The sequence below is a fragment of the Paludibacter propionicigenes WB4 genome, from assembly GCF_000183135.1.
Lineage (GTDB): Bacteria > Bacteroidota > Bacteroidia > Bacteroidales > Paludibacteraceae > Paludibacter > Paludibacter propionicigenes.
The window spans coordinates 3359414-3377816 of sequence record NC_014734.1 but is presented as its reverse complement, the minus strand read 5'-3'; the positions used below and the strand labels follow the sequence as shown (position 1 = coordinate 3377816).

Sequence of the window (18403 nt, the reverse complement as noted above, 5' to 3'; positions counted from 1 at the left end):
ATTTTAGGCAGGTGAGACGCATGGCAATATTAAACACGTAGAGACGCACGGCCGTGCGTCTCTACGAAAAATATAAATTGGTATTTTACAATTCCAAATCAATGTTATGCAATTCCACCCATGGCAAACCGTGAATGTTCAATTGTTCCATAAACGGATCGGGATTGAATTCTTCTACGTTGTATACGCCCGCCTTGCGCCATTCGCCTTTGAAGAACATCATGGCACCAATCATGGCAGGAACTCCGGTGGTGTAGCTTACGCCCTGCGCGCCGGTTTCTTTGTAAGCCGCTTCGTGGCTGCAATTATTGTACACATAGTAGGTCACTTCCTTGCCATCTTTTATTCCTTTAATGCGGCAACCGATGGATGTCCAACCGGTATAGTTCTCGCCCAAATCACCCGGATTTGGAAGTACGGCTTTCAGAAACTGGATAGGAACAATTTTTTGTCCGTTGTATTCCACTTCGTCGATGCGAGCCATACCGATATTTTGAATAACCCGCAAGTGTGTCAGATATTCCTGTCCGAAAGTCATCCAGAAACGGGCACGCTTGATAGTAGGATAGTTTTTCACCAGCGATTCCAGTTCTTCGTGATAGATAACATAAGATTCTTTTGGTCCTATTTCAGGATAATTCAACGACTTATGAATTTCGTGTGGTTCAGTTTCGATCCACTCTCCGTTTTCCCAATATTTTCCGCGTTGAGAAACCTCGCGAATATTGATTTCCGGGTTAAAGTTGGTGGCAAAAGCTTTATGGTGATCACCGGCATTACAATCTACGATATCCAGATAATGAATTTCGTCGAAATGATGTTTAGCGGCATAAGCAGTATAAATGCTCGTTACTCCCGGGTCGAAACCGCAACCAAGAATAGCAGTAAGACCGGCTTTTTCAAATTTGTCCTTGTACGCCCACTGCCAGCTGTATTCAAAATGCGCTTCGTCTTTCGGCTCATAATTAGCTGTATCCAGATAATTCACTCCGGCTTCCAGACAAGCATCCATAATGGTCAAATCCTGATACGGAAGAGCCACGTTGATAAGCAACTCGGGTTTATAAGCGTTGAGCAAAGTTACAAGTTCCGGAACATTATCAGCATCTACCTGAGCTGTTTTCACTTCTACACCAAAACGTTTCTTCACGTCTTCGGCAATTGCATCGCATTTAGATTTGGTGCGACTGGCCAACATGATTTCAGTAAACACATCCGGATTTTGAGCCACTTTGTTTACCACAACAGTTCCCACGCCTCCGGCGCCGATAATCAATACTTTTCCCATTTTTTGTTGAATGATAAAGTTTAAATTTTGAATAATTATACGTTGAGTGCAAAAATAGTTGATTTTTTGCTATTTAATGACATTAGCTATGAAATTTCAGTGAAGATAAACTGTAGGGTCAAAGCCCTCGAGTCCTTCTTTACGTTCCGTGCAGGTTCCACAGGTTCCGCAGTGAGTTTCAAGACCATTATAACAAGAGTAAGTATCTTCGAACGGCACACCTATTTCTTTTCCTATCAAAGCAATTTCACGCTTTGTGAGATTAGTGTAAGGCGCCAGAATCTCACAATGATTATACGTTCCCAGGCTTATAGCTTTATTCATTGTTTGAATAAATTCCTCCCTACAATCGGGGTAAATGGCATGATCGCCAGCATGATTAGAAATCATCAGTTTATCACAACCAATACTTTCGGCAATACCCGCAGCAATGCTCAGCATAATACCGTTTCGGAATGGCACTACGGTTTTAATCATATTCTGATCTTCGTAATGACCGTTCGGAATATCGCCTCCGGATTGCAATAAATCGGATACAAATCCCATTTTGTTCATATCCAGTTCTATTACATGATGTTCTATGCCAAGTCGTTTACAATTGCGTGCTGCATATTCCATTTCGCGTAAATTATGTTTCGACCCGTAATTAAAGGTCAAAGCACGACGAATGCGGTCGGCATGTTCGTAAAGAGCCACCGAGCTATCCATTCCTCCTGAATATAAAATTACTATATCTTTCATTTCTTTATTTTTTTGGAGCACAAAAGTACTCAAAACGCAGCAATTTTTCGCTAACGCAGTGACTTTTTGTTAGTACGGCTATAAATGATGGTTTTTTTGTATTTTTGTAGCTGAAAAAAAACATGTTTCTCCAGATAATTAATGAATTCACAAAAAACTAAAGTATTGCCTGCTGAATGGGCAGAACAACAATTTGTCCAGCTTACGTGGCCTCATGCCGAAACAGATTGGGCTGACATGCTCGACGAAGTAAATGAATGCTTCGTCAATATTGCCCGCGAGATAATAAAACACGAAAACCTGTTGATTGTTTGCATTGACTCTGATGAAGTGGAATGCCACTTCACAGAAGACGAGCTCGAAAAAATAACTTTCGCCGAAATGCCGACAAACGACACCTGGGCACGCGATCATGGTGGAATAACCGTACTAGAAGATGGAAAACCCGTTATCTACGATTTCACGTTCAATGGCTGGGGTATGAAATTCGCGGCTAATCATGACAATCTGATTACGCGAAAACTATATACTGCAGGAATCTTTGGAGAAGCACGTCATCGTAACTGCTTTGACTTTGTGCTGGAAGGTGGCAGTATAGAATCGGATGGAGAGGGAACTATTTTAACTACAGCCGAATGCTTACTTTCCGATAACAGAAATAATCTATCCGAAGAAGATATAGAAGCCAGACTCAAAGATTATTTCGGACTCAAACAGGTTCTTTGGTTGAATCATGGATATTTAGCCGGAGATGATACAGACAGCCACGTAGACACGCTGGCTCGCCTCTGCGACAAAAGCACCATTGCTTATGTAAAATGTGATGATACAGAGGATGAACACTTTGAGGAATTGAGAAAAATGAAAAAAGAACTTCGCAAATTCAAAACCTCTGACGACAGATATTTCAGGCTTATTCCGCTCCCGATGGCCGATGAAGTTTACGAAGATGGAGAACGACTTCCGGCAACCTATGCCAACTTCCTGATCATAAACGGAGCAGTTTTAGTGCCGACTTACAACTCACCAAAAGATGAAATTGCAAAAGAACAGCTGCAAAAAGCCTTTCCGGACAGAGAAATCGTAGGGATTGATTGCAGAGCATTAATTAAACAACATGGGTCACTGCATTGCGTAACGATGCAATATCCGAGCGGTAAGGAGTAAGTGGTAAGTATTTAGTAGACAAGTTAACCGGTAGACGAGTAAACAGTCAATTATTCTGGCACTAAAAGTAACTATAAATAACGCGCAGCAAATATCACGAACGAAGTGAGCAAATATCACGAAGTAAATATCGAAAAACATGAAAATAGGTCTTATTCAACAATCCAACACAGCCAGCCGTTCAGAGAATATTGCTAAGCTGGAAAAAAATATACGTACCTGCGCATCACAGGGAGCTGAGCTTATCGTTTTGCAGGAATTGCACAATGGATTGTATTTCTGCCAGACGGAAGATCCTGTAGTATTTGAACAGGCAGAAACAATTCCCGGACCTTCAACCGTATCGTTTGGTAAACTGGCAAAAGAACTTGGTGTAGTGATTGTGCTTTCATTATTCGAGAAACGCGCTGCAGGACTGCATCATAATACAGCCGTAGTCATTGAGAAAGATGGAACCATAGCCGGCAAATACCGCAAAATGCATATTCCCGACGATCCGGCTTATTACGAAAAGTTTTATTTTACTCCCGGTGACCTTGGCTTTGAACCTGTTCAAACTTCAGTTGGGAAATTAGGCGTACTCGTTTGTTGGGATCAGTGGTATCCTGAGGCTGCAAGACTTATGGCTTTGGCAGGAGCTGAGGTATTGATTTACCCAACTGCTATTGGTTGGGAAAGCACGGATAACGATGACGAAAAACAACGTCAAACCGACGCATGGATAATTTCACAGCGGGCGCATGCTGTTGCTAACGGACTTCACGTTATTTCTTGCAATCGTACCGGTTACGAACCCGACCCCTCAGGTGTTACTAACGGCATTCAATTCTGGGGAAACAGTTTTGTAGCCGGTCCGCAGGGTGAAATCATTACCCAAGCGGCAAACGATAAAGACGAAAATTTAATTGTAGAAATAGATTTATCGCGTACCGAAACCGTTCGTCGCATGTGGCCGTTTTTCCGAGACAGAAGAATTGATGCTTTTGGCGATTTGACCAAAAGATGGAGAGAAGAATAAAACGGACAATCCAAAATAAACGTCAAAAAATGGCATTTATTTCAATAAAGTAGACCTATCAGTGAACGACTTAAGTTTTTGTAAGCTAAAAAAAGAAGGCCTTAATACAACTGTTCTGGCAATGCTATGTAACACACAGTACTGCCAGAACTAATCAGTAAATTTGCTTATAATCCTTATTTAATCATCGACCTTTAACATTCAGATAACTCTTCAGAGCTTCAACATATTCTTCAAAAGCATTCACACCTTTTTGGGTTATCTTGCAAACCGTCCGCGTTCTTTTCCCCAAAAAGCCTTTGTTTATTTCAATATAGCCCGCCTCACTGAGTTTTTCAATCTGGACACTGATATTTCCGGCTGTTGCACCTGTCTTTTCACGAATATACACAAAGTCGGCTTCTTCCACCGATATAAGTATAGACATAATACCCAGCCGAAGTTCGGAATGAAGCAACGGATTGAGTTCCTTAAACATGTCTTTTCCTCCCTTGATAATTCAGTATGTGTCCAGGAATAACCATCATGATTAAACAAATAAATCCAAAAACAAGGATTTGCTCATATCCTTTCATTAAAAAAGGCACTGCACAACTTAGCATTCCGATAAAACCACTTATAATTACTGGTTTAAATTTAATGGTGAGACCTGTAATAGCAGTTCCAATTCCCAATAACAAAAGCATAACAGAAAGTATGGGGAAACGAACAAAAGACGCACCTATACTGGTTAGAAACGCTGCAATACCAATCACCATCCAAATATTTCCGATTGTGCGTTCAATAAAATTCATAGCATGTCCGGCATGTTTGGTTTTGTCTTTTTTTGAAACAGCCATCCCGATGTAACCAATTACCGGAGTAAGAAACCAAAGATAATTGTAATGATAATCACCGGTGGCTTTGATAAAATAATAAACAGCAAGTGATATAACAAAAGTGGTATAACCCCAAATAAGAAATGATATTCCGTTTCCGTCTTCTAACTTCCGACGAGAGCTTGTGATCATTTGAGAAATTAGTTCTAAACTTGCTTTCTCGGTTAAGTTTTTTTCTTCCATAATGAAATTGTATTTAAATTATTTTTGTTTGACGAATTAAATTCTCTGCAAATATAAATCGGTTTATTTTATAAACCAAACAATATTGTAAATACAATTAAACAATTAAGAATAATTAAATATTTGGGTATTAAAATCAGTAATCCACCTTTACCTAACCTCAGAATCTAGCTTTTCAACACAAATTCATTTTCATACTTATATTTAAAAACAAGAGGATGCCCTTTTGGGATATCCTCTTGTTTTTATAGCAGCATAAATCTTATTCAGCTTTTTCACTCATCTTCATCATACCCATCATTTGGTTGATTGTTTTAGTCATGCCATCGGTAGAGCCATCCAGGAAGATAACATTACCCTTGCCTGTTTCACCAAAGTGTTTGATAGCTTCCGTCCACATACTGAAAAGCAGAAATGAAGCATCCAAATCGGCATCGGTCATTTCCTTTGCAGCCTGTGCCATACCTTTGGCCACTTCTTCGCGGAACAATGCAATACCTTGTCCACGTTGTTGAGCAGCTTCTTTTTCAGCCAGAGCAGAAATTTTAATCGCATTTCCTTCTGCTTCGGCTGCTTTAGTTTTGGTAATTAGCAAAGCTTGTCCTTCGTTTTCGGCAGCAGCTTTCAAGTTGTTCGAAGCTACCACGCGCGACATGGATTTAATAATTTCCTCGTCAAAGGTTATATCGTTCAACTGAATATCAATCATATGATATCCCCATTGCTCCAGCGTATCATCAAGGTGTTTCTTTACTTCCTGAATAATTTCAGTACGAAGACTCAAAATTTCAGCTTGTTTTTTAGTCGCCACAAAACTACGAATGGTACCTTCGATGGTACGAATCAAAGCTTGCATAAAGTTGCGGTCATCCACAAACTTAAAGGCTACATTTTTAATAGTTTCTTCGGACTGATTAAAAACAGCGTACAGCAACATGGCTTTAAAATACACATTCGCCTGATCTTGCGTTACCGCCTGAAATTCAAGCTCCACAGAACGGTTTTGAATAGAAATACGCTTATAAACCATTTCGATAAGCGGAATTTTGAAATTCAAACCCGGAGGCATTATACGACGATATTTACCAAATACCGTGATAACAGCCACGCTACCCTGATTAACAGTAACAAAACCGGCTGCAATGATTACCAGAACTACCGCTCCGATAATAAAATAAGGAATTGATTCCATTTGATTTAAATGTTTAAATAGTTGGTATTATAATTCTTTGAAAAAATTGCTCAAAAATTATTGAAATTCTCACCCGACAAATATACATATTATATTGATACAATTAACGGTTTTATCAAAATTAGATTAACTTTATACAGAATAAAAAACTGAACTTACAAAACAACAAAGCAAAAGCAGCCTTCAGAATCTAAATCTGATAGCTGCTTCTGTTACTTTTTCTATACAACTGATAGCGTTTACCGCTAACACTCCATTTTACAACCTTACATTAAAACCTGTATTAAAGTAAATGCCCGGCATTGGATATCCATAGTTTATTTCATACTTCTGATTCAATAGATTATTTCCTGCAACAAACAATTCAAGAGACTTTGTAGGCTTAGCCGATAGGCGTGCATTCAGCAAATTGTAATTAAGCGTCTTAGTGGTTAACTGGGTCGGAGTGGAGACAATGAATGTATACAACTTTTCAATATATTGCGACGATACGTTCAGCGTCCAAATTTTATAAGTATAATTTACATTGATATTAACTTGCTGGCGTGGTGCTGCCAGTACCGGTTTCTCCAGATTCAGATAACTGTAATTTACATTGAGATATAGATTTTGAGAAAGGAAATATTTTGTAGAAAATTCAAGCCCTTTGTTGGTAAAAGCCCCAAGATTTTTACGAGTCATTACAGGCGGTACGCCCGGAGTAACTTCAATAAGATTCGTCCCTTTAATCAAATAAGCCGTAAAATCGAACTGAAGGCGATTTTCTAAAGCCGATTGCAACCAGCTAACTTCGTAGTTCATCATGCGCTCCGGTTTTAATTCGGGATTTGGAGCATACAGGTACATTTCCATAACAGTAGGACTTCTGAAACCTTTTGAAACGGAAGTCTTAATGGTTGTATGCAAAGACGGATTGTAAGTCAATCCGGCAAAAGGAACAAGTTCAGTTCCGTATTTTGAATTATGTTCCAGACGTAAGCCCGCACTCAGGCTGACATTATCGAGCAAAGCCTGCTGAGCATACGCATAAACCGCCGACTCGTTTACGGTTATCAACGAGTCTTTAACGGCCGTTTGGTTTACCTTTCCACCATATTGCTTAATATCCGTACCAACGGTTATATTGCTACCTGTAAAGAGCCTAAGCGTTTGATAAAACATCAGTCCACTGTTATTGTCGGTAGAATGAAAACCGTTCGACAAATCGTGAGTCCCGAAATTGTGATATAATTTAAACGCCCCTTCCAGCTTATCGTGTTTGTTTTCGAGTGCAACTGACGCTTTGCCACGGGTAATATCGATATTGAACGGAACCGGAGCGGCATAGACAGATCCGTTATCATTTCCATTAAACTTTGCAATGCTGAAATCGGCAGTCAGATCAAAATGTTTGCTTAGTTCATAGCCCACTTTCGTATAACCGTTGGTGATATTAAAGTCGGTATTGGCACGAATTCCATCAGTCTGGTCGTGATTTACCGACGCAAAAACGCTTAGCTGATCTTTTTTATACCCGATTGTTCCATAGTATTTTTGAGTATTAAACGAACCGTAGGCAGCACCCAAATTGATTTTCAATCCTTCTTCCCGCTGCTTTTTGGTGATAATATTAATTGCACCTCCCATGGCATTAGATCCATACAGAATGGAAGCCGGACCGCGAATAACTTCCACCTTTTCCACATCCGAAGCCACATAGGCATCGGCAAGCGGATGCCCAAAAATGCCCTGGTACTGAGGATGACCATCTATCAGCATCAATATCTCCGTGTTGGGAGAGCCACTCACACCACGCATGCTGATAGCACCCGAACCGCCAGTAGAAACTCCAAAACCAAGCACATTGCGCTCGGTGACAAAAATTCCCGGAACGTATGTGTTTAGCGCGGGCAATATATTAATCTGACCGCTATTTTCAATGTCCTTACGGGAAACCTGCGATACAGACAGCGGAACCAGCTTTCGGGATATTTCTATTTTCGAACCGGTAACTACTATATCCTCGAGCCTCACGCTATCTTTGATTGGCGACTGTGAATAAGAAAATTGAAAACAAAGAAGCAACGAAGCAAGCGCAAGGAGAATTTTCTTACCGTTTGGGATACGCATAAACATGTTATTTGTGATTTTATATTAGGAAGATATTTTCCTGCAAAAATACCCAAATATTGTTACCGTACAACATACAAATAAGTGCCAAAAATCAACAAAACGACGCAAATGTAGTTTTATACAGTTTTTACGATTTATTTTTGTCATTTTAATGCAAATCAGTAATAAATTTGTAGATTATTATTACAAAATGATTTGGATTGAGCCGCATTTTTTGTAATTTTGTGTCCTTAATAAAAAAAATCTATCAAAATGAATAAAATTATCAGTAAGGAGTATTTCTCTGCCAACGTTATTAAGTTTGAGGTGGAAGCTCCGTTAATTGCCAAGTCGCGTAAAGCCGGCCACTTTGTTATGGTAAAAGTGGGTTTAAAAGGCGAACGCATTCCATTAACCATAGCAGATGCAGACTTACAAAAAGGGACAATAACCCTGGTTGTGCAACGAATGGGTGTTTCGTCTACTAAACTATGCGCACTGGAAGAAGGCGAATATATTACTGATATGGTAGGTCCGCTGGGTAAAGCTACTCACATTGAAAACTTCGGAACAGTGATTTGTGCTTGTGGTGGTGTAGGTACAGCACCCATGATGCCTATCGTGGCTGCATTGAAAGCAGCCGGCAACAAGGTCATTACCGTGTTGGCAGCCCGTACTAAAGACCTGATTATTTTGGAAGAACAAATGCGCGTTAACTCCGATGAAGTTATCATCATGACCGACGACGGATCATACGGAACCAAAGGATTGGTTACAAACGGTATTGAGTCGGTGATAAATCGCGAAAAAGTAGATTTATGCGTAACTATCGGTCCGGCTATCATGATGAAATTTGTGAGCATGCTGACAAAAAAATACGAAGTGCCGACTCTCGCTTCGCTGAACACCATTATGGTGGACGGAACCGGAATGTGTGGTGCATGCCGCGTAAGTATAGGTGGAAAAACAAAATTCGTTTGTGTAGATGGCCCTGAATTCGATGCACATCAGGTAGACTTCGATGAAATGTTGATGCGTTTGGGTGGATACAGAGATATTGAACGCGAAGAAATGGAAGCTTACAGTAAACATTGATCAGTGCTTGCACGACTAAAAAATCACTTTTACTTTTCTCCAAAAACACCAAGATAAAAACAAACAACTAACAACAATAAACAGTGATACGTCAACAGCCAACAACCAACAGTAATGATCGTTTACTGTTCATTGATAACTGATAACTGTTACTGCTAACTGACTAATCATTATGGAATCAAACGAAGAAAGAGCTCAACAATGGCGTGCCGATTTGCGCAGCGCCATGAAACCTAAAGAGCGCACCGACATACCTCGTGTTCACATGCCTGAACTTGACCCGGAATACCGCAGTCATAACCGCGTTGAGGAGGTAAACTTAGGACTTAGTGCCGAACAGGCCATGCAGGAAGCCAAACGCTGCCTCGACTGTGCAAACCCCAGCTGTATGCAAGGCTGTCCGGTGGGAATTGACATCCCACGTTTTGTGAAAAATATTGAACGCGGCGATTTCCAGGAAGCAGCCCGCGTACTGAAAGAAACCTCTGCCCTACCCGCCGTATGCGGACGTGTTTGCCCTCAGGAAAAACAATGTGAAGGTCAGTGTATCCATTTAAAAATGAAAAAAGAATCGGTTGCTATCGGACATCTTGAACGATTTGCCGCCGACTACGAACGCGAAAGCGGAAATATCTCTGTACCTAAAGTAGCAGAACCAAACAACATCAAAATTGCTGCCGTAGGATCGGGTCCTGCCGGACTGGCTTTTGCCGGCGACATGGCCAAACTGGGTTACGAAGTAGTGGTTTTTGAAGCATTGCACGAAATCGGCGGTGTGTTGAAATACGGTATCCCTGAATTTCGTTTACCTAACGACATCGTAGATGTCGAAATTCAAAACCTGCAAGCCATGGGTGTTCATTTCGTGACTAACTGCGTGGTTGGAAAAACGATTACGATCAAAGACCTGGAAGACGACGGTTTCAAAGGTATTTTTGTAGCCAGTGGTGCCGGACTGCCTCGCTTTATGAATATCAAGGGCGAAAATTTCGTTGGCGTCATGTCGTCGAACGAATACCTTACCCGCGTCAACCTGATGGATGCCGCCAACCCGGATTCGGACACTCCGGTATTTAAAGGTAAGAAAGTAGCCGTTATCGGTGGTGGAAACACAGCCATGGACTCGGTTCGTACAGCCCGCCGCCTGGGAGCTGAGCGTGCCATGATTGTTTACCGTCGGTCTGAAGAAGAAATGCCTGCCCGTCTGGAAGAAGTAAAACATGCCAAAGAAGAAGGAATTGACTTCCTGACACTGCATAACCCGATTGAATATATCGGCAACGAACAAGGTCGCGTAACACACATGCGACTTCAGGTAATGGAACTGGGCGAACCTGACGCTTCGGGCCGTCGGTCTCCTATAGAAATTCCGGGTAAAACCGAGTTGATCGAAGTGGATGAAGTGGTAGTAAGTGTGGGTGTTTCGCCAAATCCACTTATTCCACAGTCGGTAAAAGGACTGGAAGTATCCAAATGGGGAACCGTGGTAGTAAACAATGACACTATGCAATCGGCAGTGCCTATCATTTTCGCCGGAGGCGACATTGTGCGTGGTGGTGCTACCGTTATTCTTGCCATGGGCGATGGTCGTAAGGCTGCCGCAGCTATGGACACATGGATTAAAAACAGTTGACAGTGATCAGTAACCAGTGATCAGTGATCAGTGATCAGTGATCAGTAATCAGTGATCAGTAATAATATAAATGCGCTTTCCGGGATTCGGGAAGCGCATTTTTTATACTCACAAAGAGAATGGTTATGTATTAATCCTATAAGAAATAATTAGACAAAATGTCAGTTTTTACAGCAACCAACCGTTTCCGTATTAAAACCGCACAGAAACGCCATAAAAAACATTAATTTAAGACAATATGACATAATATTTTAGCTGGTATGAATATTGAAATTCACGTTGTGTACAACAACAGTGTTGTATATAATTTAAAATAATAAATTTATGGGTAAAAACCAGCACATTGTCCCCGTTGGAGAAAAATGGGGAATCAAAGGAGAAGGGAACGAACAATACACACGTATTGTTTCTACTCAAAGAGAAGCTATTGAAATTGGACGCGGAATTGCACAAAATCAGCATTCAGAGTTATTAATCCACGGGGAAGATGGTCGAATTAGAGACAAAAGGAGCTTTGGAAATGACCCATGTCCTCCACGCGACAAAAGATAGATAATGAGGAATGCGATTAAAAACTAAAAACAAGACCTCAAATCTGTACTAGTTTGAAAAAACACAAAGCCTCATTTTAAACAAGAGAAGTGAGACTTTGTGTTATCTAGAAATACATCAAAACATTACTAATATCTATCCTATTCAACCTATTTCGCAGTGGGAGTGTCCGAAGCTTTTTTCGCACCTTTTTGCTGAGCCAGGGTATTTTTTAGCCCTTCTATTTTGGAGTTCAAACGATCAACAAAATCAGTATAACCTGCTTCACTGTTTAAAGTTATTGTTGCATTAATTCTATCTACAATGGCATTATAAAGCGGGTCAACCACCATGCGCGCGTCGTGTACGTTTACCTTCGGACGGGCTACCCCTTCCTTTTCACGACTATCGGCATGAGCCGTACATGCTACATTGATTTCCTGTATCTTATTTGTCCAGTCTCTGGCACCTATTATTGAAACCGCATTGGCATACTCGGGTTTCTGAAGTTCGTTACTGAGGTTTGTAAAATCAGTCATTTTTTCAGCTCTTGTTTTGTGCTGAATGTCGGAATACTTATTCAGTAAGCGTTCCAGCAATTTAGCTGCATCAACTACATTCTGGTCGAAATGGTTCAAGCCATTATCAACCAAATTATGAAAAGCTCCGTAATATTTTTCGCGCAGCACGAAAAGCTCATTAATTTTTTCGGTAAACATACTGCCTCGTTCTGCTTCTTCGGCAACGATTTCAACATCCACAGCCTTTTGCAAATCCTGCAAGTAGGGCTGTGCCAACTGTGACACAGACGGATTTTCAAACACTAAGCGAATAAAGTCATTCATTAAAAACAAATGTTGCGAGCTTCTGTATCGAGTAAGCGGCGCAGAGATAATTCTAACCATAGATACACGTGATTTAAATTGTGATTATTATTAATTAAAGAAATCCATAATCAAAGAAAATCTATCTATCAACTTCCAAATTCAACAAACACATATTGAAATTTCGGATACACAAACGGTTCGGCAGGCAATGTATCCCTACAATGACATAATTCTATTAACAATGGCATCAATGTTGCCCTACAGCGACATGATCTCATTAACAATAGCCCCACTGTAGGCCTACAGTGATATGATTCCGTTAACAATGGCCTCAATGTAGCCCTACAGCGGCATAATTTCATTAACGATGGCATCAATGTAGCCCTACAGTGATATGATTTCATTAACAATGGTGCCAATGTAGCCCTACAGCGTAATCTCCACAAACCATCTCCAATCTTTCCCTATCAGCGAATAACATTTTTTTGAAAAAATTCGTAGTTCGCACGCATGCGAACTACGAAAACACAATAAAAAAAACGGGAAATAGTGAACAAGAAAAAACGTTTCGACTTTACACACCAAGTAAATTTGCTTTTAAAACAAGTTACATACACTTCATCCTCAACACAGTGCCGCAAATATACAAACTTAATTTTAACCCACAAATATTTTCAGTACAAATCTCAAGAAAAAATTCAACTTAATTATCAAAAGTCCGAATAAAAGGGCTTAAGTCAAATTATGTATCTTTTTTATAACCAAAAATATAGCTTAATTAAAAGTGATTAAGTATATTTGTGGCGTTAAAGAGAAATAGGGGTTGTTAGATTTATATGAATATCCGGCTTTTCGCCTAAAACATATAAATTACCTGTAATATATCGGTGCGCTGCACCTCAGGATTCAACAATCATTACGTTTCTACAAATAGCTCGGGACGCTGTCCCTTTGAGTTAACCCAATAAGGTGCGGAGCACCAAAATCTTTGTAGAATAAAGTAGAAGAGAAAAAAAAGGTGCAAAGCACCGAAATATAGTTGCCTTAAATCATGCATTGACAACAAAACAGATATTCATTTAATTCAAATACCTCAAATAATAACTAACAAAGAAAAAATCATGGATTTCAAAGACCAAATCAAACAACTTGGTGAAAGAGTAGTGAGACTCAAAGACCAAATTCAAACCGAAGAAGCAACTAAAAATGCTTTTATTATGCCCTTTATCCAAGCTCTTGGATATGATGTATTCAATCCTCTTGAAGTTGTTCCAGAGTTTACGGCTGATCTGGGAATAAAAAAAGGGGAAAAAGTTGACTATGCAATTATGAAAGAAGGTCAACCAATAATATTAATTGAATGTAAATGGTGGGGAGAAAACTTAGATGTTCATAATTCCCAATTATTTAGATACTTTCATACAACAAAATCAAAGTTTGGTCTACTAACCAATGGGATTCAATTCAGATTTTACACCGATCTAATGGAAGCAAATAAAATGGATGAGAAACCATTTTTAGAATTTGATTTCACTAACATGAAAGAGCAAGTCGTTTTTGAGTTGAAAAAGTTCCATAAATCATATTTCGACTTGAATAGTATCGTAAGTTCAGCAAGTGAACTAAAGTACTCTAATGAAATAAAGAGGATATTGACAAACGAAATAAGCGAACCAACGCCAAACTTCGTCAAGTTTTTTGTCAGTCAGGTATATGCCGGAAAAGCTACTGAAAAAGTAATGACACAATTTACCGAAATTGTAAAACGGTCATTAAACCAATTTATTAGCGATATTATAAGTGACAGGCTTAAATCGGCTTTAGAAAAAGAAAATGTCAAAGACGCTGAACAAGTAAAATTAGTTGAAGAACAAGCAAAGGAAGAAGATAATAAAATTATAACCACGGATGAAGAAATGGAAGGATTCTATATCGTCAAATCAATACTTCGGACAAAAATTGATGGTAATAGAATTTTCTTTAGAGACTTCCAAAACTTTTTCAGTGTTTTATTAGATGACACAATCAGACAAACAGTTTGTAGACTTTGGTTTAACGATGAGAAAAAATATATCGGGTTTATCGACGAGAATAAGAAAGATATGAAGTTTGAAATAACCAGACTAGATGACATTTATAATTATTCAGAGCAAATAATTAAAGCTGCTGAAAGACTAATAAAAGGAGATAAATCGAAAAACGAAAAACAGCTAACTAAGGATCTCAACTAATGTAAATCATCAACAATAGACTGCGATTCCCAAAAACAATGCGCCTTCTGAATTATCAGGAGGCGCATTTGTTTTTGGGAAGGCTGCGAAATGTTTTATCTTAGTCGGGGCACGACTCCAACTCGTACCCCGACTAGAATAATTCAACACAAATTCTATAATACCATGTATTTCATTTTCTCTTTTTGCGGAGAGTGTATCGGTCATGCAGAATAGTTTAAGTACTTTTGCAGCATGAAAGCCGACGCCTAACTTTCAAAGGACAGTCCGGCCAAAAAGGTATTGAAGACATTGAATTTGAATAAAGAAGAATGAAAAAGATTTTGATTTTATTATCCGTGGTTTGTTGCTCGTTGAGTGCACTGGCTTTCGGGTTAGAGCCGATAGATGTAGCCGAAAACACGGTAAAAGTGAGCGCGCAAAGCGAAGAGGTATTTTACTACGGATTTGAAGCGGGCGACGATTTGGTTTTCACGTTCAACAAGGTAAGCGGACCGGCGCTGGAAGAATTGCAAATCATCGAACTGCCATCGTCAACCAAATTTATGGACTACAAGGTAAAGAAGATTAAAGCCAAAACACTCCATATTTCGCGGACAGGCATTTATAGGTTCCGGTTGACCAACCCAGCGAATGCCGTAAGCATCTGCAAAATCAAGATTCAGCGCATCCCATCGGTCATGGGCAGGCAAGATTTTAATACGTCAGTATACTGGCGCACAGTGCAAGACACGACCTATGTGCCGAGTGCAGAAAAAACACTGATTAGAAAAGATACTGTAGCTCAAACATTGATGGAGCGCACCACAAAGATTCCGGTTAAAAGTTATATTTACGGCACTTCGGGCAGGGAGCTTATTGATTTCAGTCTGCCCAAAGGCACAGTGTCGTGGAGTTATTATATCGGGGTAGGCACCAAGGGTCAAAAAGCCTTCAGCACTGCCAAAAGCGGTTTTCTGAATTCAGCCGCCGCTGTTGCTTCAACCATTTCGGGCTACGGAAGTATGGCAGCATTGGCATTGTATGGCGTCAACACGTTTACTGCCATTCAGGGCGAAGACAATGTCAAGTTCTGGTTTATCGGCGATGAATCCAATGCAAACACATTCAGACTGGGAAAAGCTTTCAGAGGTTTCAAACAGGGCGATGTATTGAACGATGCCGCTCAGATGAAAAGACCCCTGGATGGCAAAATTTACCTGGGCTTACAAAACGACAACCTGCTGCAACCGATAAACGTCACCGTGTCGGTAACAGCCATCGTGGTAACCGAGCAAAACGCTGTGCGAAACAACAAATTCATGAAAATAACGCCACGCGAAGAAGCGTATTTGAAGAATTGAGCGTAGGGACCGGTTCCTACACCATTATGCACCAAGAGCACGTAAGGCATAGAACACCAGAAAAGCAGGCCACACCAACGCTTTCAGTATACCCACTACTCCTACCCAAAACGTGGTGGCTTTGAGCAAAAAGAAAACCGCAGCCCCAATAAATCCTAAACCATACACTGCGCCATTGGAAGAAGAGACTGCGTGGTAATGATGCTTGCTCTTACATTTGAAATCTTGTTCGTTGTCCATAATTGTGTTTTTAAAATGATTATCACCCCTAATCCCCTAAAGGGGACTTTGGCATGATACAAAATCAAAAGGATTCTATAATCCCGAGCCGCATCAGCCCCCTTCAGGGGGTTGGGGGTTCCTTAAAACGAAAATGCTGCGCCCACCATCACATTGGCTCCCTGTACATCGTAGCCATAGTAATCCTGATAATGCTTATTCAGCAGATTATTTATTTTGGCAAAAGCAGTAAACCAATTCAGATAATTATACGAAACACCGAGGTTCAAATCCACTTTATCCTTCATAGGTATATACACCGTACTATTCAGCATTCTGTCGGTTATCTCGCCTAATTTGGCAAAGCGCGAGCCTTCATAAAACAGGTTGGCCGTTAGGGAAAACTCATTATTTACCCGGTAACTGGCATTTAGTTGTGCTTCGTATTTAGGCATATACGAGGCATATTGCCCACCATACGTCAAATCCCAAACATTGTAAGCCCATTTCAATTCTACATTCGCTTTGCTTTGCAAGTCATAACTAGCACGAAGACCTAATTTTGTATGCGAAGCATTGCTATAAAACACATCAAATCGGTTACTGTAAACCGTTTTATCAGACGGCGACATGGGCGTGAATGAACCGTATAAGACGTATATTTTATTCACATAGAAATACTGATCTATAAGTCGTTTATGATCAACATAAGCATCCAACAAAAGGTTATAAAGTGGTTTCAGTTTTATTCCTGCAAATAAATCGACGTTAATCTCCGTGTCGTGAGGCCGCAAGTCGGAATAAATGTAGGGATTTTCGGTCAGTATTTTATTCAGAGTGTTCACTTCGTACTTACCACCCACTCCTCCATACAGGGAGAGTAGTTTCGGAATGGCTTTCCATTCGGCATTAATATCGAAAGAAGGATAAACATATATTTTTCTATACTGAAACAACAGACTTGACTTAAAACCCAACCGCAATGCATATTCGGGACGATCAATAAGGTAGTAAGGATTCAGTGTCATTACCGAATGCGATTGCAGAGAATCAGGATCCGGGATGTTGGCCTTAGTATACATCATGTTGTACAATTCGAAATCCACACCCAGACGATTTTGTCCACTAGGCAAGCTAAACCCGGCTACCGTATGCGCCAATTTCTCACTAATTCCGTGGGCGGAATTAAGAGATTGGTATTGCACTTCGGCCTGATAGATCAAATCCGTAGACATAGGCAATGACCGAACTCCCACCTTTGCATTGAAACGCCAGAATGTATTGTCTGCCGAATTATTTGACAGCGTATTCGTCGGAAAGAAAGTTAGATCTCCATAATTATCTTTTTCGACATAAGCGGACGGACTGCCGTATTTCGAAATCAGCTTATTCAGGCTCACGAGTGAATCAGCACCATTGAAATAGTCGCCATAGTACTTCAAATACTCACGACCGCCACCAAGACCGGCATAAAGATTAAACGTTGAAAACAGCTTATCAAACGACAAGGCCGTTTTGGTAGCCGTATGCCGACGCTTCGACTCAAAAGTACCCAGATGATTTACCGAAAAGTCCAACCGCAGGTCCGATTGATTAATAACAGGATAAGCAAAATCCAAAAGGGTATTCTTAAAACTGCCGATACCTACACGGGCATAGCCTTGTTTATTTATGTCTTTTTTGTTAGCCAACTCAGCAGCCGAAAGTTTATGTATATTAAAACCGGCATCGAGCGGTAAATTGAAATCACTGAATTTCGCTGTTGCTTTTTCCACAGTCGGCTCCAGCACTTTGGGCACAGAGTTTATTTTTCCGGCATCCTGAATCACGGGACGATATTCACGTTCCACCGATACATTGCGGTTAATAATCGTATCCTGAGCATGTAATGAAACGCCCGAACCCAGCATAAACAAAAGGCCGGCAGCTATATATTTTGAGGTTTTCATAAGAAATGTTGAATCGT

16 protein-coding genes are annotated in these 18403 nt (G+C 40.3%); 7 read left to right on the top strand and 9 right to left on the bottom strand.

Annotated elements, in window-relative coordinates; genetic code table 11:
* Window positions 1–85: 85 nt before the first annotated feature.
* Window positions 86–1288, bottom strand: a complete 1203-nt coding sequence (locus tag PALPR_RS14045; protein ID WP_013446320.1) for a saccharopine dehydrogenase family protein — start codon at window positions 1286–1288, stop codon at window positions 86–88.
* A gap of 96 nt (window positions 1289–1384) precedes the next feature.
* Entirely contained in the window at window positions 1385–2029 is a 645-nt protein-coding gene (queC, locus tag PALPR_RS14040) for a 7-cyano-7-deazaguanine synthase QueC (RefSeq protein WP_013446319.1), read from the bottom strand.
* Between the two features lie 141 nt (window positions 2030–2170).
* Here queC and PALPR_RS14035 point away from each other — a divergent pair, with 141 nt between their 5' ends.
* The gene (locus PALPR_RS14035; protein ID WP_013446318.1) at window positions 2171–3196 is read left to right on the top strand and encodes an agmatine deiminase family protein; all 1026 of its coding nucleotides are present in this window, start codon (window positions 2171–2173) and stop codon (window positions 3194–3196) included.
* A 139-nt stretch (window positions 3197–3335) separates the two neighbouring features.
* Window positions 3336–4214 (top strand): carbon-nitrogen hydrolase, encoded by an 879-nt coding sequence (locus tag PALPR_RS14030; RefSeq protein WP_013446317.1) that lies wholly within the window; start codon window positions 3336–3338, stop codon window positions 4212–4214.
* Between the two features lie 184 nt (window positions 4215–4398).
* Here PALPR_RS14030 and PALPR_RS14025 read toward each other — a convergent pair whose 3' ends face one another.
* The 4 genes from PALPR_RS14025 to PALPR_RS14010 form a co-directional block, all read right to left on the bottom strand.
* Entirely contained in the window at window positions 4399–4692 is a 294-nt protein-coding gene (locus PALPR_RS14025; protein ID WP_013446316.1) for a winged helix-turn-helix domain-containing protein, read from the bottom strand.
* Window positions 4685–5275, bottom strand: coding sequence for a hypothetical protein (locus PALPR_RS14020; RefSeq protein ID WP_013446315.1), 591 nt, complete (start codon window positions 5273–5275; stop codon window positions 4685–4687). The genes PALPR_RS14025 and PALPR_RS14020 overlap by 8 nt, the downstream gene beginning before the upstream one ends.
* Window positions 5276–5537: 262 nt before the next feature.
* The gene (locus PALPR_RS14015) at window positions 5538–6467 is read right to left on the bottom strand and encodes an SPFH domain-containing protein (RefSeq protein WP_013446314.1); all 930 of its coding nucleotides are present in this window, start codon (window positions 6465–6467) and stop codon (window positions 5538–5540) included.
* Window positions 6468–6725: 258 nt separating this feature from the next.
* Window positions 6726–8576, bottom strand: coding sequence for a TonB-dependent receptor plug domain-containing protein (locus PALPR_RS14010; protein WP_041620444.1), 1851 nt, complete (start codon window positions 8574–8576; stop codon window positions 6726–6728).
* A 255-nt stretch (window positions 8577–8831) separates the two neighbouring features.
* Here PALPR_RS14010 and PALPR_RS14005 point away from each other — a divergent pair, with 255 nt between their 5' ends.
* The 3 genes from PALPR_RS14005 (at window position 8832) to PALPR_RS13995 (ending at window position 11838) form a co-directional block, all read left to right on the top strand.
* Complete coding sequence (locus tag PALPR_RS14005) at window positions 8832–9653, top strand: sulfide/dihydroorotate dehydrogenase-like FAD/NAD-binding protein (RefSeq protein ID WP_013446312.1); 822 nt, start codon at window positions 8832–8834, stop codon at window positions 9651–9653.
* A gap of 172 nt (window positions 9654–9825) precedes the next feature.
* Entirely contained in the window at window positions 9826–11286 is a 1461-nt protein-coding gene (gltA, locus tag PALPR_RS14000) for an NADPH-dependent glutamate synthase (protein ID WP_013446311.1), read from the top strand.
* 324 nt (window positions 11287–11610) lie between these two features.
* Complete coding sequence (locus PALPR_RS13995; RefSeq protein WP_013446310.1) at window positions 11611–11838, top strand: DUF2188 domain-containing protein; 228 nt, start codon at window positions 11611–11613, stop codon at window positions 11836–11838.
* 149 nt (window positions 11839–11987) lie between these two features.
* Here PALPR_RS13995 and PALPR_RS13990 read toward each other — a convergent pair whose 3' ends face one another.
* Window positions 11988–12722 carry a DUF6261 family protein gene (locus tag PALPR_RS13990; protein WP_013446309.1) on the bottom strand — a complete coding sequence of 245 codons (735 nt, stop codon included), beginning with the start codon at window positions 12720–12722 and terminating at the stop codon, window positions 11988–11990.
* A gap of 1043 nt (window positions 12723–13765) precedes the next feature.
* Between PALPR_RS13990 and PALPR_RS13985 the strand changes: the two genes are divergently transcribed.
* A complete protein-coding gene (locus PALPR_RS13985) occupies window positions 13766–14875 on the top strand; it encodes a type I restriction endonuclease (protein ID WP_013446308.1) in 1110 nt (369 codons plus the stop codon).
* Between the two features lie 311 nt (window positions 14876–15186).
* Window positions 15187–16218: a hypothetical protein gene (locus PALPR_RS13975; RefSeq protein ID WP_013446306.1), complete on the top strand. Its 1032-nt coding sequence runs from the start codon at window positions 15187–15189 to the stop codon at window positions 16216–16218.
* A 24-nt stretch (window positions 16219–16242) separates the two neighbouring features.
* Here PALPR_RS13975 and PALPR_RS13970 read toward each other — a convergent pair whose 3' ends face one another.
* On the bottom strand, window positions 16243–16458 hold the full coding sequence (locus tag PALPR_RS13970; RefSeq protein WP_013446305.1) for a hypothetical protein: 216 nt from the start codon (window positions 16456–16458) through the stop codon (window positions 16243–16245).
* Window positions 16459–16580: 122 nt separating this feature from the next.
* Entirely contained in the window at window positions 16581–18386 is a 1806-nt protein-coding gene (locus PALPR_RS13965; protein WP_013446304.1) for a porin family protein, read from the bottom strand.
* Window positions 18387–18403 lie beyond the last annotated feature (17 nt).

Coding starts and splice junctions, on each gene's coding strand:
- PALPR_RS14045 (WP_013446320.1), bottom strand. CDS start 1,288: ATGGGAAAAGTATTGATTATCGGCGCCGGAGGCGTGGGAACTGTTGTG.
- queC (WP_013446319.1), bottom strand. CDS start 2,029: ATGAAAGATATAGTAATTTTATATTCAGGAGGAATGGATAGCTCGGTG.
- PALPR_RS14035 (WP_013446318.1), top strand. CDS start 2,171: ATGAATTCACAAAAAACTAAAGTATTGCCTGCTGAATGGGCAGAACAA.
- PALPR_RS14030 (WP_013446317.1), top strand. CDS start 3,336: ATGAAAATAGGTCTTATTCAACAATCCAACACAGCCAGCCGTTCAGAG.
- PALPR_RS14025 (WP_013446316.1), bottom strand. CDS start 4,692: ATGTTTAAGGAACTCAATCCGTTGCTTCATTCCGAACTTCGGCTGGGT.
- PALPR_RS14020 (WP_013446315.1), bottom strand. CDS start 5,275: ATGGAAGAAAAAAACTTAACCGAGAAAGCAAGTTTAGAACTAATTTCT.
- PALPR_RS14015 (WP_013446314.1), bottom strand. CDS start 6,467: ATGGAATCAATTCCTTATTTTATTATCGGAGCGGTAGTTCTGGTAATC.
- PALPR_RS14010 (WP_041620444.1), bottom strand. CDS start 8,576: ATGCGTATCCCAAACGGTAAGAAAATTCTCCTTGCGCTTGCTTCGTTG.
- PALPR_RS14005 (WP_013446312.1), top strand. CDS start 8,832: ATGAATAAAATTATCAGTAAGGAGTATTTCTCTGCCAACGTTATTAAG.
- gltA (WP_013446311.1), top strand. CDS start 9,826: ATGGAATCAAACGAAGAAAGAGCTCAACAATGGCGTGCCGATTTGCGC.
- PALPR_RS13995 (WP_013446310.1), top strand. CDS start 11,611: ATGGGTAAAAACCAGCACATTGTCCCCGTTGGAGAAAAATGGGGAATC.
- PALPR_RS13990 (WP_013446309.1), bottom strand. CDS start 12,722: ATGGTTAGAATTATCTCTGCGCCGCTTACTCGATACAGAAGCTCGCAA.
- PALPR_RS13985 (WP_013446308.1), top strand. CDS start 13,766: ATGGATTTCAAAGACCAAATCAAACAACTTGGTGAAAGAGTAGTGAGA.
- PALPR_RS13975 (WP_013446306.1), top strand. CDS start 15,187: ATGAAAAAGATTTTGATTTTATTATCCGTGGTTTGTTGCTCGTTGAGT.
- PALPR_RS13970 (WP_013446305.1), bottom strand. CDS start 16,458: ATGGACAACGAACAAGATTTCAAATGTAAGAGCAAGCATCATTACCAC.
- PALPR_RS13965 (WP_013446304.1), bottom strand. CDS start 18,386: ATGAAAACCTCAAAATATATAGCTGCCGGCCTTTTGTTTATGCTGGGT.